The organism is Massilia sp. BHUDP2, from assembly GCF_046236355.1.
Lineage (GTDB): Bacteria > Pseudomonadota > Gammaproteobacteria > Burkholderiales > Burkholderiaceae_D > Telluria > Telluria varians.
Map to the genome: position 1 here is coordinate 1,137,009 of NZ_JBJUVW010000001.1, position 14,549 is coordinate 1,151,557.

The window sequence follows — 14,549 nt, forward strand, 5'->3', positions numbered from 1 at the left end:
CCTTTAATAGAAAGAACAGCATGTCCCGTATCGAATCAACCTTTGCCGCCCTCAAGGCGCAAAATAAAACCGGCCTCGTCACCTTCATCACCGCCGGCGACCCCGGTCCCGAACTGACCGTGCCGCTGATGCACGCCCTGGTGGAAGGCGGCGCCGACGTCCTGGAACTGGGCGTCCCGTTTTCCGACCCGATGGCCGAAGGCCCGGTGATCCAGCGCGCCTGCGAGCGCGCGCTCAAGTTCAAGGTCGGCCTGCAGGACGTCTTCGGTTTCGTGCGCGAATTCCGCAAGACGAATGCGACGACGCCGGTGGTCCTGATGGGCTACGCCAACCCGATCGAGCGCATCGGCCCCGACAACTTCATTCGCTGCGCGAAGGAGGCGGGCGCGGACGGCGCGATCGTGGTCGACTATCCGCCGGAAGAGTGCGCTTCGTTCGCCGAAGCGATGCGCGCCAACGAGCTCGACCTGATCTTCCTGCTGGCGCCGACCTCGACCACGGAGCGGGTGCAGCAGGTGGCCCAGTACGGCAGCGGCTTCAGCTACTACGTCTCGCTCAAGGGCGTGACCGGGTCCGGCAGCATCGACACGGCCGACGTGGCCAAACGCGTGGGCGCGATCCGCGAGCACGTCAAGCTGCCGATCGGCGTCGGTTTCGGCATCCGCGACGGTGCCACCGCCCGGGCGGTGGCGGAAGTGGCGGACGCGGTGGTGATCGGCAGCCGCATCATCCAGGAGCTGGAGTCGGTGCCGAAAGGGCAGGCTGTGGACGCAGTGCGCAGTTTCACCTCGGGTATCCGCAGCGCGCTGGACGCCTGAACGAAGGTTGCCTTCACGCAAGACGCGGTTTGTGCTGCCGCGTCTTGTGCTGTAAATCATCGCAGTACAGTGGATCCGTTGTTCCCCTAAACAATTCTTGGATCCCGCGATGAAAATACAGATTGTCAACGTATCGGTAGGTCAGTCAGCTAAAGTACTGGCCGTGCTTTACACAGTAATGTCGCTGCCCATTATGCTGATCGTAACAGCAGCCGGCTTCGTCGGCGGCGGTCTTGGCGCAGGCATTGGTGTAGCCATCATGACGCTGTTAATTGCCCCTCTTGTCTATGGCCTGATTACGTTTCTATGCACCGGTCTGGTGGCCTGGCTTTACAACCTCGTGGCGCGGCGTGTCGGCGGCTTGGAGTACAGTGTCGCCGAGATGCCCGGCGTCGGAGCCAAGACCTGACGCGGCAACCGCGGCAGCATGGGGGCGCCACGATGGCGCCCTTTTTTGTTTGATGTCGGAATGGCAATTGGCAGGCCGACATGATTCGACAAGCGGCACGCTTGCGGCTACACTACCGCCACTTCGAAGACTTGCCGCAAGGAGAAAAGATGAGTTGGCTAGAAAAACTGCTGCCCCCACGGATCCAGCGCTCCGATGCCGCCAAGAGTAAGACCATGCCCGAAGGGCTGTGGGTCAAGTGCCCGTCGTGCGAATCGGTCCTGTACCGCGCCGACCTGGAATCGAACCAGCACGTCTGCCCCAAGTGCGACCACCACATGCGCATCCGCGCCCGCGAGCGCCTCGATGCGCTGCTGGACGAGGGTGGCCGCTACGAGATCGGCCAGGAAGCCCTGCCGGTCGACACCCTGAAATTTAAAGACAGCAAGAAGTACCCGGACCGCCTCAAGCAGGCCATGGACGCCACCGGCGAGACCGATGCCCTGATCGTGCAGGGCGGTTCGATCATGAGCCTGCCGGTCGTCGTGGCCTGCTTCGAATTCGAATTCATGGGCGGCTCGATGGGTTCGGTCGTCGGCGAACGCTTCGTGCGCGGCGCCCAGGTGGCGCTGGAGCAGAAGGTGCCCTTCATCTGCATCACCGCCACCGGCGGCGCCCGCATGCAGGAAGGCCTGCTGTCGCTGATGCAGATGGCCAAGACCACCGCCATGCTGACCAAGCTGTCCGAGAAGAAGCTGCCGTTCATCTCCGTGCTGACCGACCCGACCATGGGCGGCGTCTCGGCTTCGTTCGCCTTCATGGGCGACGTCGTCATCGCCGAGCCGAAAGCCCTGATCGGCTTCGCCGGCCCGCGCGTGATCGAGAATACCGTGCGCGAAAAGCTGCCGGAAGGCTTCCAGCGCGCCGAGTTCCTGGTGCAGAAGGGCGCCGTCGACATGATCGTCGACCGCCGCAAGATGCGCGAAGAAATCGCCCGCCTGCTGGCGCTGCTGCAAAACCAGGCCGCCGACGCGCTGGCCTGATCCCGTCCCGGTGCGGGCCCCCAGGCGTCCGCACCAGCGCCCCCGCGCGCACTCACCGAAGTCCATCCAATGTCCACTCTTCCGACCACCTTGCCCGACTGGCTGGCGCTGCTCGAGTCGCGCCATGCCGAAACCCACATCGACATGGGCCTCGACCGTGTCCGCACCGTCAAGGAACGCATGGGGCTCGCCTTCAGCTGTCCCGTGATCATGGTGGCCGGGACCAACGGCAAGGGCTCGACCTGCGCCATGCTGGAAGCCGTGCTGCTGCAGTCCGGCTACCGCGTGGGCCTGTACATCAAGCCGCACTTCCTCGACTTCAACGAGCGCGCCCGCATCAATGGCGAGATGGCGTCCGATGAGGCGCTGATCCAGGCGTTCAATGCGGTCGAAGCCGTGCGCGGCGAGGTCTCGCTGACCTACTTCGAATTCACCACGCTGGCGATCATGCACCTGATTTCGCAGGCCGGCGTGGACGTCGCCATCCTCGAGGTCGGCCTGGGCGGGCGCCTCGATGCCGTCAACGTGGTCGACGCCGACGTGGCGATCGTCACCAGCGTCGACATCGACCATACCGACTATCTGGGCGACACCCGCGAGAAGATCGGTTTTGAAAAGGCCGGCATCTTCCGTCCGGGCAAGGCCGCGATCTGCAGCGATCCGGTGCCACCGCAATCGCTCATCGATCACGCGGAAAGCATCGGCGCCGACCTGTGGCTGCTGGGGCGGGACTTCAACTACCAGGGCGACCAGCAGCAATGGAGCTATGGCGGCCGCGGTCAGCGCCGCAATTCGCTGGCCTATCCGGCCCTGCGCGGTGCCAACCAGCTGCTCAACGCCTCGGCCGCGCTGGCCGCGCTCGAGGTGCTGCGCATGCAGCTGCCCTGCGGCGCGCAGGAAGTGCGTGCGGGCCTGGCCATGGTCGAGCTGCCGGGACGCTTCCAGGTGCTGCCGGGCCGTCCGACCCAGGTGCTGGACGTGGCCCACAACCCGCATGCAGCGGCGGCCCTCGCGCACAACCTCGGCAACATGGGCTTCCACCGCTACACCTATGCGGTGTTTGGCATCATGGAAGACAAGGACATCGAGGCCGTGATCGCCCCGATGCGCGAGATCGTCGACCACTGGTGCGTCACCGCGCTGCCGTCGCCGCGCTCGAGCGACCCGCAGAAGCTGGCCGAAAAGCTCTCCGCATTGCGGCCTGCGGGCGCGAAAGAAGGCGATTTTTCGGTGACTGCCTTTGCAACTCCGGCCGAAGCCTATGCGAATGCCGTGAGCCGGGCTGGGGAGAATGATAGAATTGTGGTCTTTGGCTCGTTCTACACGGTCGCCGGCGTCATGGCGGCCCGCAAAAACTCACTACACTGATTCTAGATACGCATGGGCTTGTTCTCGTTCGGTAGCAAAAACAAGCAAGACACTGTCCGGGACAGCGGCCACTTCGTCAAGGACGACGACGCCGCCTATGGGCAGCAGGCCCGCGCCAAGCGCGCGTCCAATGCCGGCGAAGGCGCCACCCGCGGCCGTGGCCGTGCCGGCGCCGATCCGATCCTCCCCGAGAAGAAGCGCGCGCGCCGCCGCCTGGTAGGCGCGATCGCGCTGGCGCTCGCCGCGGCGGTCGGCCTGCCGATGCTGCTCGATTCCGAGCCCAAGCCGCTCGGCGCCGACATCGCCATCAACATCCCGTCGAAGGACAAGGCGGCGGCCTTGCCGGTACCCGCCGCGGCCAGCGTCGACAGCGGCGAGGAAATCGTCGAGCCGATGGACGAGGCGCCGCTCGAGACGGCCCAGCCGCCGGCGCCCGCAGCCAGGGTGGCGACGGCGCCGGCCGATCCGCCGCCGGTCCGCACCCTCGACACCGCCCGCACCGAGCCGGCCGTGGCCAGGGCCGAGCCGAAGCCGGAACCGGTCAAGCCGGAGCCCAAGCGCGAGCCGAAGTTTGAAGCGCACCCGAAGGTCGCCGACCTGGAGCCGAAGAAGCTTGAAAAACCTGCCGAGAAGCCGCCGGTCAAGCCGGTCGAGGTGAAGCCGGCCCCGGTTCAGAACGACGCCGCGCGCGCCATGGCCATCCTGGAGGGCAAGCCGGTCGTGAAGGCCACCGGCCCGTCGCAGAAGTACGTGGTGCAGGTGGCCGCGCTGGCGACCCAGCAAAAGGTCGATGAGCTGCAGGGCCGCCTGCGCGCCGCCGGCGTGTCTTCCTTCACCGAGAGATCCGGTGACCTGATCCGCGTGCGCGTGGGTCCGTACAGCAAGGAAGAGGGCGAGAAGATCCGCTCCAAGCTTATCGCCATGGGCCTGTCCGGCACCATGGTGCCGCTCTGATCCACAGTGGCAGGCAAGGACTGGCGGCGTGACGATTTTCGATTACCTGGTCTTGTTCGTTCTGGTATCGTCGGTCATCATTTCCACCCTGCGCGGGCTGGTCAAGGAGATCCTGTCGCTGCTGGGCTGGATCGTGGCCTTCGTGGTGGCGAATGCCTACGGGGCGACACTGGCGCCGATGCTGCCGGAATTGCTGCCCGGCGAGACCGCGCGCCTCATCATGGCCTTCGTGCTGCTGTTCCTCGGCGTGCGCATCCTGATGGGCCTGCTGTCGCTGGCGATCGGGGCCCTGATCACGGCCACCGGCCTGAGCCTTGCGGACCGCGGCCTGGGTGGATTATTTGGATTGGCGCGCGGCATTGTAATCGTGCTGGCCGCCGTCATATTGTGTGGGATGACGTCCATCCCGCAACAGGATTTCTGGAGGAACGCGCTGCTCTCGCCGATGGCGGAAACCGGAGCGCGCACCGTCAAACCATTTCTCCCTGCTGCCCTGGCGCAGCACGTGAACTACTAATCTTTCGTAATCAGCAATCCAGTTTTAGGAGCGCACCATGTGTGGCATCGTCGGCGTCGTCTCGAACAATCCCGTCAACCAGCTTCTGTATGACGCCTTGCTGCTGCTGCAGCATCGCGGCCAGGACGCGGCGGGTATTGCAACCAATCACAGCAGCATGTTCTCGATGTACAAGGCCAATGGCCTGGTACGCGACGTGTTCCGTACCCGTAACATGCGTACGCTGCAGGGCAATACCGGTATCGGCCACTGCCGCTATCCGACCGCCGGCTCCTCGAGCGAGGAAGAAGCGCAGCCCTTCTACGTCAACGCCCCGTTCGGCATCACCCTGGCCCACAACGGCAACCTGACCAACCAGGCCCAGCTCAAGGAAGAGCTGTTCAAGAACGACCGCCGCCACATCAACACCGATTCCGATTCGGAAGTGCTGCTGAACGTGCTGGCCCACGAGATCCAGGAAGCGGCCGACGGCTACAATCTGGACACCGACGCCATCTTCAAGGCGGTGGCGGCGGTGCACCGCCGCGTGCGCGGGGCGTACGCCGTGGTGGCGCAGATCGCCGGTCATGGCATGCTGTCCTTCCGCGACCCGTTCGGCATCCGTCCGCTGTGCCTGGGCGTGAACGAGGGCGAGCACGGCCTTGAGTACCTGGTGGCGAGCGAATCGGTGGCGCTGGAAGGCCTGGGCTTCCGCTTCGTGCGCGACATCGCGCCGGGCGAGGCGGTGTTCATCACCAACGACGGCCAGCTGCACGAGCGCCAGTGCGCCGAAAATCCGTCGCTGAATCCCTGCGCCTTCGAATACGTTTACCTGGCCCGTCCGGACTCGGTGATCGACGGCGCCTCGGTCTACGCGACCCGCCTGCGCATGGGCGAATACCTGGCCGACAAGATCCGCAAGGAGATCCCGGTCGACGAGATCGACGTCGTGATGCCGATCCCCGATTCCTCGCGTCCGGCCGCGATCCAGCTGGCCCTGAAGCTCGGCGTCGAGTACCGCGAAGGCTTCATCAAGAACCGCTACATCGGCCGCACCTTCATCATGCCGGGCCAGAACATGCGCAAGAAGTCGGTGCGCCAGAAGCTCAACGCGATCGCCTCCGAATTCAAGGACAAGAACGTGCTGCTGGTCGACGATTCGATCGTGCGCGGCACCACCAGCCGCGAAATCGTGCAGATGGCGCGCGACGCCGGCGCGCGCAAGGTGTTCTTCGCCTCGGCCGCGCCGCCGGTGCTGTACCCGAACGTGTACGGCATCGACATGCCGACCCGCGACGAGCTGATCGCCCATGGCCGCACCAATGAGGAAATCTGCGCGGAGATCACCGCCGACCGCCTGGTCTACCAGGACGTGGATGCGCTGAAAAAGGCGATCTCGGACGTCAATCCGGCGCTGAAGAATTTCGAGGCCTCCTGCTTCGACGGCGTCTATGTGACCGGCGACGTGACGCCGGAATACCTGGATCGCCAGGAATCGGCGCGCCACAAGGGCGGCAGCAAGGGCGTCGAGGATGCGGCCACCAACCAGCTCAATCTCAACCGTCCGGCCACGGCGGAGTAAGACCATGAGCGAGCAGAAGTACGGCTTCACCACCACCATCCTGCACAACGACCGCAGGAAGAACATCGAGCAGGGCTCGCTGCACAAGCCGGTGCACACGTCGGTGGCCTTCGGCTACAACGATGCGCGCCAGCTGGCCTCGGTCTTCCAGGGCAAGGAACCGGGCTTCCGCTACGGCCGCCAGGGCAACCCGACCGTCGCCGCGCTCGAGGACAAGATCAGCAAGATGGAAGACGGCGTCGGCACGATCTGTTTCGCGACCGGCATGGGCGCCATCGGCGCGCTGTTCCAGGGCCTGCTGAGGGCGGGCGACCACATCGTCTCGTCGTCCTTCCTGTTCGGGAATACCAACAGCCTGTGGCAGACGGTGGCAGCCCAGGGCGTGGCGGTGGACTTCGTCGATGCCACCGAGGTCGCCAACGTGGAAGCGGTGCTCCGGCCCGATACCCGCATGGTGTTCGTCGAGACCATCGCCAACCCGCGCACCCAGGTGGCGGACCTGGCGCGCATCGGCCAGCTGTGCCGCGAGCGCGGCATCCTGTACGTGGTCGACAACACCATGACCACGCCCTGGCTGTTCCGCCCGAAGGCGGTGGGGGCGGGTCTGGTGGTCAATTCGCTGACCAAGTCGATCGGCGGCCACGGCATCGCGCTGGGCGGCGCCCTGACCGATACCGGCCTGTTCGACTGGAGCGCCTACCCGCACATCGCGGCCAACTTCCGCAAGCAGCCGCTAGCTGCCCAGGGCCTGGCCCAGCTGCGCGCCAAGGCCCTGCGCGACTTCGGCGCGGCCCTCGGGCCCGAAGCGGCGCACCACATCGCGGTGGGCGCCGAGACGCTGGCGCTGCGCATGGAACGCACCAGCGCGAATGCGCTGGCGCTGGCGCAGATGCTGGAGCTTGATGAGCGCGTGGCGGCCGTCCACTACCCGGGACTGGCCTCGCATCCGCAGAACGGCATCACGAAAGAGCTGTTCCACGCCGGCGGCTCGCTGATGAGCTTCGAGCTGGTTGATAGTATCGACCCCTTCGACTACCTGAACCGCCTGAAGCTCGGTATCCCGGCCAGCAACCTGGGCGATACCCGCACCCTGGTGATCCCGGTGGCGCACACGATCTTCTTCGAGATGGGCGCGGAGCGGCGCGCCAGCATGGGCATCGCCGAGTCCCTGATCCGCGTCTCGGTGGGCATCGAGGATACCGAGGACCTGCTGGCGGACTTCCGCCAGGCGCTCGACGCGTGAGCGAAACGGCAGCCGAGGCTGCCGTTTTTGTTTCAGCGGTTGAGCCCGGCGCCGGATTGCCGCTATCATGGGATTTCTTTTCATCACACCGATCCGCCCATGAAGACCACGCTGTTCCTTGCATCCCTGCTGCTGTGCGGCGCCGCCTTTGCCGGCGAGCTGGAAGACGCCAATGCCCTGTTCGAGAAGAAGGACTACGCGGGCGCGATGAAGATCTACACCAAGCTGGCCAATGCCGGTAATCCGGCCGCGCAGCAGGCGCTGGGCCAGATGTATTTCTATGGCGAAGCAGGGGAGGTCGACGAAGCCAGGGCCGTCGATCTGTTCAAGAAGTCCGCCGCCAAGGGCAACAAGGTCGCGATCGCCTCGCTCGAACTGATCGAGCAGCGCGTCAAGCGCCGCAAGGACATCGATTACTGGATCAAGGGCTACGACGGCGAAGACCTGAAGTCGGGCGAGTTCCGCTGCACCGCGCCGCGCATTCCCGCGATGTCGAAGGTCAATGCCGACATCGACCGCATCAGCGCGGCCGTGCAGACGTGGCAGGAGTGCTACAACAAGTACGTCACCAACCTGAACGCGTCGCTGCCGCTGACCAAGCGCGTCCCGAGCGACATCCAGAAGCTGATGAACAAGGAGGAGATGGAGAAATCGAATGCCTACCTGGCCCAGCTGCAGGAAAACCTGACCGAGGAAGCGAAGGTGGGTTCGAAGCTGGTGCTGGCGGACTACGCCGCATGGCGCTCGGCGACCGATGCCTATGTGACCGAGCACAACCAGATGGTGAAATCCGCCAAGAAGGATTCCCACTGGGCGGACAAGAAGATTCAATAAGCCGCCGGGCAAGCCGGCGGCTTGGTGGGCGCAGGCTTAGTGCCAGCTGCGCATCAGGCCGACGGCCAGGCCTTCCAAAGCGAACTCGTCTTCCGGGTTCACCTGGATCACCTTGAAGTCCGGATTCTCCGGCAGCAGTTCGACCAGGTTGCCGGTCTTGCGGTAGCGCTTGACCGTGACTTCTTCGCCGAGGCGGGCCACCACGATCTGGCCGTTCTTGGCACTGTCGATCTTCTTGACGGCCAGGAAGTCGCCGTCGCAGATGCCGGCATCGCGCATCGACCAGCCCTTGACCTTCAGCAGGAAGTCGGGGCGCGCCGAGAACATGGCGGCATCGACGGAGTAGGTGGCTTCGACGTGTTCCTGGGCCAGGATCGGCGAACCGGCGGCCACGCGGCCGACCAGCGGCAGCGACATCATGAGGGCCGCAGGCACCATCGGGACCTGTTCGACGGAGGCGCCGACCAGGCGGATGCCGCGCGAGGTGCCCGGGGAAATCTCGATGGCGCCCTTGCGCGCCAGGGCCTGCAGGTGTTCTTCGGCCGCATTGGCCGATTTGAAACCCAGCTCGGCCGCGATTTCGGCGCGGGTCGGCGGGAAGCCGGTGTTTTCGATCGCTTCCTTGATCAGGTTAAGGATCTGTTCTTGCCTTGCAGTGAGCTTGAGCATGGGTGTTTTACGGCATTAGTTGTAAGAGCAGACTGTATTTTTGTACAGTATTCTGATATGCGCAAGGGCAAACACAGGAAAACTGTAAAAAATTTGTGCAGTGCGTCCGCATTCGTGGCGCCGATGCCCGCTTTTCGCCGCCATCGGCCGGGCTGGGCCATGCCATGGGTTCCCATTCACCGGTTTTTCAGGCTATAATCGAAGGCTTTCCCTTCCCACACTCGTCTTGACGCCGAGGTGGGCATTTGTTTAAACGTCCTCAAGGAGTGTTGCATGCGTCATTATGAAATCGTTTTTATCGTCCACCCGGACCAGAGCGAACAAGTTCCGGCGATGATCGAGCGTTACAAGACCACGGTGACCAGCCGCGGCGGTAACATCCATCGCGTGGAAGACTGGGGCCGTCGCCAGATGGCTTACCAGATCCAGAAGCTGCCGAAGGCTCACTACATCTGCATGAACATCGAGTGCGACAACGAGACCCTGGTCGAGCTGGAAACCGCATTCAAGTTCAACGATGCCGTCCTGCGTCACCTGACCGTCAAGATGAAGAAGGCCGAAACCGCACCGTCGCCGATGATGAAGTCGGTCCAGCGCGAAGACGCAGCCAAGAGCCACCGCGCAGAAGCAGCAGCCGCTGCTCCGGCCGCCGCTGCCTAAGTTTTTTCTCGGGAATTCGTAGAACGCAGTGAACCGGTTCCAGCTCATCGCGACCATCGCGGAGCGAGACGTACTGCGTTTCACCCCGGCCGGCGTCCCCATCGTGGGTGCGATCCTGATGCACGATTCGCAGCAGGTCGAGGCCGGAGTGGCAAGGCAGGTCGCGTTTGAAATCCCTGCGCTCGGCGCGGGCGAGATTTCAGGCAGGCTGGAAAGCGCCGAACTCGGCGCCGCCTACCGCTTCGAAGGATTCCTCGCAAGGAAAAACCGCAACAGCAAAGCCTTGGTGTTTCACATCATTGATTTCAGTGCCGCGTAACAGTACTCGGCCTATTTAGATTACAGATACAGGAGCCTCAACATGGCATTCGGTAAAAAGTTCGACAAAAACAAAGCTAAAGAAAAAATGAAGCGCAAGCAGCAGAACCCGCTGTTCAAGCGCAAGAAGTTCTGCCGCTTCACCGCCGCAGGCGTGGAACAGGTGGACTACAAGGACGTCGACACCCTGAAGGACTTCGTCCAGGAAAACGGCAAGATCATGCCGGCACGTCTGACCGGTACCAAGGCGCACTACCAGCGCCAGGTCGACACCGCCATCAAGCGCGCACGCTACCTCGCGCTGCTGCCGTACACCGACCTGCACAACGCTTAAATCGCGGCACGTCAGCTAGATATCCTGGAGAAAAAATATGCAAGTTATTCTGCTCGAAAAAGTCGTCAACGTCGGTAACCTGGGCGACGTCGTCAAAGTCAAGGACGGTTACGCACGTAACTTCCTGATCCCGCAAAAAATGGCACGCCGCGCTACCCAGGCCGCCGTGGCCGAGTTCGAAACCAAGCGCGCCGAACTGGAAAAAGCAGCAGCTGAGAAGCTGTCGGCTGCCCAGGCGCAAGGCGACAAGCTGAGCGGCATGACCGTCACCATCGCCCAGAAGGCGGGCGTGGACGGCCGTCTGTTCGGTTCGGTCACCAACTTCGACATCGCCGAAGCCCTGAGCAAGCAAGGTTTCCCGGTCGAGAAGTCGCAGGTTCGCATGCCGACCGGTCCGCTGAAGACCACCGGCGAATTCCCGGTCGCCGTCGCGCTGCACACCGACGTCGTCTCGGAAATCACCATCGCTGTCGTCGGCGAAGCTGCTTAAGCTGCTGTTGTATAAATGAAAAAGCCGGGTTCGCCCGGCTTTTTTTATTCCTGGAAACTCGCCAATTATTTCAGCCGTGTGACCGGAAACGGTATAATGCCCGCCATGAATTCCCCATCCGATCCGCAAGTCGATTCCCTGCGCATCCCGCCGCATTCCATCGAAGCAGAACAGTCCGTCATCGGCGGCCTGCTGCGCGATAACGCCGCCTGGGACCGCATTGCCGACTTCATGCACGCAGAGGATTTCTACCGCTACGACCACCGCATCATCTTCGAACAGATGATCCGCCTGATCAACGCCGGCAAGCCGGCGGACGTGATCACGGTCTACGAAGCCTGCAACATGCTGGGCAAGGCCGAGGAGGTGGGCGGCCTGCAGTACCTGAACGCGATGGCGCAGAACACGCCGTCGGCGGCCAACATACGCCGCTACGCCGAGATCGTGCGCGACCGCGGCATCCTGCGCAACCTGATCACGGTCGCCGACGAAATCTCGGGCAACGCCTTCAACCCGCAGGGCAAGGAAGTCAAGCAGATGCTTGACGAGGCCGAATCGAAGATCTTCGCCATCGCCGAAACCGGCGCCCGCGGCCAGCAGGGATGGAACCCGATCCAGCCGCTGCTCACGCAAGTGGTCGAGCGCATCGACGAGCTGTACTCGCGCGAGAACCAGGGCGAGATCACCGGCGTGCCGACCGGCTTCATCGACCTCGACCGCATGACCTCGGGCCTGCAGCCGGGCGACCTGGTCATCGTCGCCGGCCGTCCGTCGATGGGCAAGACCGCGTTCTCGGTCAACATCGGCGAGAACGTCGCGATCGAAGCCGGCCTGCCGGTGGCTGTTTTCTCCATGGAAATGGGCGGCGCCCAGCTGGCCATGCGTATGCTCGGCTCGGTGGGCCAGCTCGACCAGCACCGCCTGCGTACCGGCCGCCTGAACGACGAAGACTGGCCGCGCCTGACGCACGCCATTCAAAAGATGAACGACGCCCAGCTCTACATCGACGAGACGCCGGCGCTGAACCCGATCGAGATGCGCGCACGGGCACGACGCCTGGCGCGCCAGTGCGGCAAGCTGGGCCTGATCATCGTCGACTACCTGCAGCTGATGCAGGGCAGCCAGCCGGGCGACAACCGCGCGGCCGAGATCTCCGAGATCTCGCGAAGCCTGAAAGGCCTGGCGAAAGAGCTGCATTGCCCCGTCATCGCACTGTCCCAGCTGAACCGTTCGCTGGAACAGCGACCCAATAAACGACCCGTCATGTCCGACCTGCGCGAATCGGGCGCTATCGAACAGGACGCCGACGTTATCATCTTCCTGTATCGCGACGAGGTCTACAATCCCGACTCGCCCGATAAGGGAACCGCCGAGATCATCATCGGTAAGCAGCGTAATGGCCCGATCGGGGCGATTCGCCTTACCTGGATCGGCTCCTACACCAAGTTCGGCAACTACAGCGGCAACCTGAGCATCTATCAGGGCGATTAAGAAGCAATAAGCCGCGATTTACCACCTCGCCGCTGCCAGCCGTGGTAGCGGTCTCGAAGTCCCAAGAGATTCACAACGGAGAATAATATGTTCGGACGCCTGATGCCCCAGGAGGGCAAGTTTTTTGACCTGTTCAACCAACACGCCGCCCTGTGCGTGAAGGGCGCGCAGGAAATGGTTGGCCTGATGACCAACTTCGACGACCTGGAAAACCGCACCCACGCCGTCGAAAGCATCGAAAAACAAGCAGACAAGATCACCTACGAATGCGTCGACCTGCTGCACAAGACCTTCATCACCCCGCTCGACCGCGATGACATCCACAAGCTGATCACCAGCATGGACGACATCCTCGACATGATGGAAGACGCGGCCCAGACCGTTTCGCTGTACGACCTGCACGCCGTGACCCCGGAAGCCGCGCGCCTGGCCGAACTGTGCCTGTCGGCCTGCAAGAAGGTGCAGGAAGCTGTTTCCCTGCTGCACGACATGGGCAACGCCCAGAAGATCGTCGCCATCTGCGAAGAGATCGACCGCTTTGAATCGGACGCCGACCACGTGATGCGCGCCGCCATGTCCAAGCTGTTCCGCGACGAACCGGACGTGCGCAACCTGATCAAGATGAAGGCGATCTACGAGATCCTCGAAACCGTCACCGACCGCTGCGAAGACGTGGCGAACATCGTCGAAGGCATCATCGTCGAGAACGCGTAACGTGCACAGCGCACACGCACAACAAGAATAAACATGGAAACTATTAACATCAGCATTTACGTGCTGGGCTTCCTGGTGCTGCTGGCACTGGTATTCGACTTCATGAACGGCTTCCACGATTCGGCGAACTCGATCGCCACCGTGGTGTCGACCGGCGTGCTGAAACCCCAGCATGCGGTGGCGATGGCGGCCTTCTTCAACTTCATCGCGATCTTCGTGGTCAACATGAAGGTGGCGCAGACCATCGGCAAGGGTACCATCGACCCGCACGTGGTCGACCACTACGTCATCTTCGGTGCGCTGGTCGGGGCGATCGCCTGGAACATCATCACCTGGTACTACGGCATCCCGTCCTCGTCCTCGCACGCGCTGATCGGCGGCCTGGTGGGCGCGGCGGTGGCCAAGGCAGGCACCGGCTCGCTGATCTCCGGCGGCCTGCTCAAGACCGTGGCCTTCATCGTGGTCGCGCCGATGCTGGGCTTCGCCCTCGGGTCGATCATCATGCTGATCGTGTCCTGGACCTTCGTGAAGTCGACGCCGCGCAAGGTCGACACCTGGTTCCGCCGCCTGCAGCTGGCCTCGGCCGCAGCCTACTCGCTGGGCCACGGCGGCAACGACGCGCAGAAGACCATGGGCATCATCTGGATGCTCCTGATCGCGGCCGGCTACGTCAGCGCCAGCGACACCCATCCGCCGGCCTGGGTCATCATCTCCTGCTATGCCGCGATCGCCTTCGGCACGCTGTTCGGCGGCTGGCGCATCGTCAAGACCATGGGCCAGAAGATCACCAAGCTCAAGCCTGTCGGCGGCTTCTGCGCGGAAAGCGGCGGCGCCATGACCCTCCTGATGTCGAGCTACTTCGGCATCCCGGTCTCGACCACCCACACCATCACCGGCGCGATCGTCGGCGTGGGTGCCTCGCAGAAGATGTCGGCGGTGCGCTGGGGCGTGGCGGGCAACATCGTCTGGGCCTGGATCTTCACCATCCCGGCCTCGGCCTTCATGGCCGCGATCGCCTGGTGGATCGGCACCCACATCATGTAAGAAGCGCCCCTTCGCTGCTGCATGGAAAGCCCGGCCTGTCCGGGCTTTTTTGCGTCCCGCGGGCGCGCGGGGGTTATACTGGCTTGCCGCCCCCATGCCGCGC

General features: G+C 63.5%; 17 protein-coding genes. 16 read left to right on the plus strand and 1 reads right to left on the minus strand.

The features are described 5' to 3' along the window. Nucleotides 1–20 precede the first annotated feature (20 nt). From trpA to ACK6C6_RS05035, 9 genes are all read left to right on the plus strand, one after another. Nucleotides 21–818, plus strand: coding sequence for a tryptophan synthase subunit alpha (gene trpA, locus ACK6C6_RS04995; protein ID WP_409266210.1), 798 nt, complete (start codon nucleotides 21–23; stop codon nucleotides 816–818). A 109-nt stretch (nucleotides 819–927) separates the two neighbouring features. Beyond that, entirely contained in the window at nucleotides 928–1,227 is a 300-nt protein-coding gene (locus ACK6C6_RS05000) for a hypothetical protein (RefSeq protein ID WP_409266211.1), read from the plus strand. Nucleotides 1,228–1,376: 149 nt separating this feature from the next. Then, nucleotides 1,377–2,249, plus strand: coding sequence for an acetyl-CoA carboxylase, carboxyltransferase subunit beta (accD, locus tag ACK6C6_RS05005; protein WP_409266213.1), 873 nt, complete (start codon nucleotides 1,377–1,379; stop codon nucleotides 2,247–2,249). Nucleotides 2,250–2,318: 69 nt separating this feature from the next. After that, on the plus strand, nucleotides 2,319–3,617 hold the full coding sequence (gene folC / locus ACK6C6_RS05010) for a bifunctional tetrahydrofolate synthase/dihydrofolate synthase (RefSeq protein WP_409266214.1): 1,299 nt from the start codon (nucleotides 2,319–2,321) through the stop codon (nucleotides 3,615–3,617). Nucleotides 3,618–3,629: 12 nt separating this feature from the next. Beyond that, on the plus strand, nucleotides 3,630–4,571 hold the full coding sequence (locus ACK6C6_RS05015; protein WP_409266216.1) for an SPOR domain-containing protein: 942 nt from the start codon (nucleotides 3,630–3,632) through the stop codon (nucleotides 4,569–4,571). Nucleotides 4,572–4,599: 28 nt separating this feature from the next. Beyond that, complete coding sequence (locus tag ACK6C6_RS05020) at nucleotides 4,600–5,088, plus strand: CvpA family protein (protein ID WP_027866743.1); 489 nt, start codon at nucleotides 4,600–4,602, stop codon at nucleotides 5,086–5,088. A 37-nt stretch (nucleotides 5,089–5,125) separates the two neighbouring features. Next, nucleotides 5,126–6,649, plus strand: coding sequence for an amidophosphoribosyltransferase (purF, locus tag ACK6C6_RS05025; protein ID WP_036214332.1), 1,524 nt, complete (start codon nucleotides 5,126–5,128; stop codon nucleotides 6,647–6,649). 4 nt (nucleotides 6,650–6,653) lie between these two features. Continuing rightward, on the plus strand, nucleotides 6,654–7,892 hold the full coding sequence (locus ACK6C6_RS05030; protein WP_409266217.1) for a cystathionine gamma-synthase family protein: 1,239 nt from the start codon (nucleotides 6,654–6,656) through the stop codon (nucleotides 7,890–7,892). 99 nt (nucleotides 7,893–7,991) lie between these two features. After that, the gene (locus ACK6C6_RS05035) at nucleotides 7,992–8,726 is read left to right on the plus strand and encodes a tetratricopeptide repeat protein (protein WP_409266219.1); all 735 of its coding nucleotides are present in this window, start codon (nucleotides 7,992–7,994) and stop codon (nucleotides 8,724–8,726) included. Nucleotides 8,727–8,762: 36 nt separating this feature from the next. Here the strand turns inward: ACK6C6_RS05035 and lexA are convergent, their stop codons facing one another. Continuing rightward, nucleotides 8,763–9,395, minus strand: coding sequence for a transcriptional repressor LexA (lexA, locus tag ACK6C6_RS05040; protein ID WP_027866747.1), 633 nt, complete (start codon nucleotides 9,393–9,395; stop codon nucleotides 8,763–8,765). A gap of 273 nt (nucleotides 9,396–9,668) precedes the next feature. Here lexA and rpsF point away from each other — a divergent pair, with 273 nt between their 5' ends. The 7 genes from rpsF to ACK6C6_RS05075 all read left to right on the plus strand — a co-directional run bounded on the left by rpsF (nucleotide 9,669) and on the right by ACK6C6_RS05075 (nucleotide 14,446). Then, on the plus strand, nucleotides 9,669–10,055 hold the full coding sequence (gene rpsF, locus ACK6C6_RS05045) for a 30S ribosomal protein S6 (protein ID WP_020656856.1): 387 nt from the start codon (nucleotides 9,669–9,671) through the stop codon (nucleotides 10,053–10,055). A gap of 28 nt (nucleotides 10,056–10,083) precedes the next feature. Continuing rightward, a complete protein-coding gene (gene priB / locus ACK6C6_RS05050; RefSeq protein WP_209589003.1) occupies nucleotides 10,084–10,374 on the plus strand; it encodes a primosomal replication protein N in 291 nt (96 codons plus the stop codon). A gap of 42 nt (nucleotides 10,375–10,416) precedes the next feature. Then, complete coding sequence (gene rpsR, locus ACK6C6_RS05055) at nucleotides 10,417–10,707, plus strand: 30S ribosomal protein S18 (RefSeq protein ID WP_027866749.1); 291 nt, start codon at nucleotides 10,417–10,419, stop codon at nucleotides 10,705–10,707. 37 nt (nucleotides 10,708–10,744) lie between these two features. After that, nucleotides 10,745–11,197, plus strand: coding sequence for a 50S ribosomal protein L9 (gene rplI / locus ACK6C6_RS05060; RefSeq protein WP_027866750.1), 453 nt, complete (start codon nucleotides 10,745–10,747; stop codon nucleotides 11,195–11,197). A 105-nt stretch (nucleotides 11,198–11,302) separates the two neighbouring features. Beyond that, nucleotides 11,303–12,688, plus strand: coding sequence for a replicative DNA helicase (locus ACK6C6_RS05065; RefSeq protein WP_209589004.1), 1,386 nt, complete (start codon nucleotides 11,303–11,305; stop codon nucleotides 12,686–12,688). 87 nt (nucleotides 12,689–12,775) lie between these two features. Then, complete coding sequence (locus ACK6C6_RS05070) at nucleotides 12,776–13,402, plus strand: DUF47 domain-containing protein (RefSeq protein ID WP_027866752.1); 627 nt, start codon at nucleotides 12,776–12,778, stop codon at nucleotides 13,400–13,402. A 33-nt stretch (nucleotides 13,403–13,435) separates the two neighbouring features. Next, nucleotides 13,436–14,446, plus strand: a complete 1,011-nt coding sequence (locus ACK6C6_RS05075) for an inorganic phosphate transporter (RefSeq protein WP_209589005.1) — start codon at nucleotides 13,436–13,438, stop codon at nucleotides 14,444–14,446. The last annotated feature ends 103 nt before the right edge of the window (nucleotides 14,447–14,549 follow it).

Coding starts and splice junctions, on each gene's coding strand:
- trpA (WP_409266210.1), top strand. CDS start 21: ATGTCCCGTATCGAATCAACCTTTGCCGCCCTCAAGGCGCAAAATAAA.
- ACK6C6_RS05000 (WP_409266211.1), top strand. CDS start 928: ATGAAAATACAGATTGTCAACGTATCGGTAGGTCAGTCAGCTAAAGTA.
- accD (WP_409266213.1), top strand. CDS start 1,377: ATGAGTTGGCTAGAAAAACTGCTGCCCCCACGGATCCAGCGCTCCGAT.
- folC (WP_409266214.1), top strand. CDS start 2,319: ATGTCCACTCTTCCGACCACCTTGCCCGACTGGCTGGCGCTGCTCGAG.
- ACK6C6_RS05015 (WP_409266216.1), top strand. CDS start 3,630: ATGGGCTTGTTCTCGTTCGGTAGCAAAAACAAGCAAGACACTGTCCGG.
- purF (WP_036214332.1), top strand. CDS start 5,126: ATGTGTGGCATCGTCGGCGTCGTCTCGAACAATCCCGTCAACCAGCTT.
- ACK6C6_RS05030 (WP_409266217.1), top strand. CDS start 6,654: ATGAGCGAGCAGAAGTACGGCTTCACCACCACCATCCTGCACAACGAC.
- ACK6C6_RS05035 (WP_409266219.1), top strand. CDS start 7,992: ATGAAGACCACGCTGTTCCTTGCATCCCTGCTGCTGTGCGGCGCCGCC.
- lexA (WP_027866747.1), bottom strand. CDS start 9,395: ATGCTCAAGCTCACTGCAAGGCAAGAACAGATCCTTAACCTGATCAAG.
- rpsF (WP_020656856.1), top strand. CDS start 9,669: ATGCGTCATTATGAAATCGTTTTTATCGTCCACCCGGACCAGAGCGAA.
- rpsR (WP_027866749.1), top strand. CDS start 10,417: ATGGCATTCGGTAAAAAGTTCGACAAAAACAAAGCTAAAGAAAAAATG.
- rplI (WP_027866750.1), top strand. CDS start 10,745: ATGCAAGTTATTCTGCTCGAAAAAGTCGTCAACGTCGGTAACCTGGGC.
- ACK6C6_RS05065 (WP_209589004.1), top strand. CDS start 11,303: ATGAATTCCCCATCCGATCCGCAAGTCGATTCCCTGCGCATCCCGCCG.
- ACK6C6_RS05070 (WP_027866752.1), top strand. CDS start 12,776: ATGTTCGGACGCCTGATGCCCCAGGAGGGCAAGTTTTTTGACCTGTTC.
- ACK6C6_RS05075 (WP_209589005.1), top strand. CDS start 13,436: ATGGAAACTATTAACATCAGCATTTACGTGCTGGGCTTCCTGGTGCTG.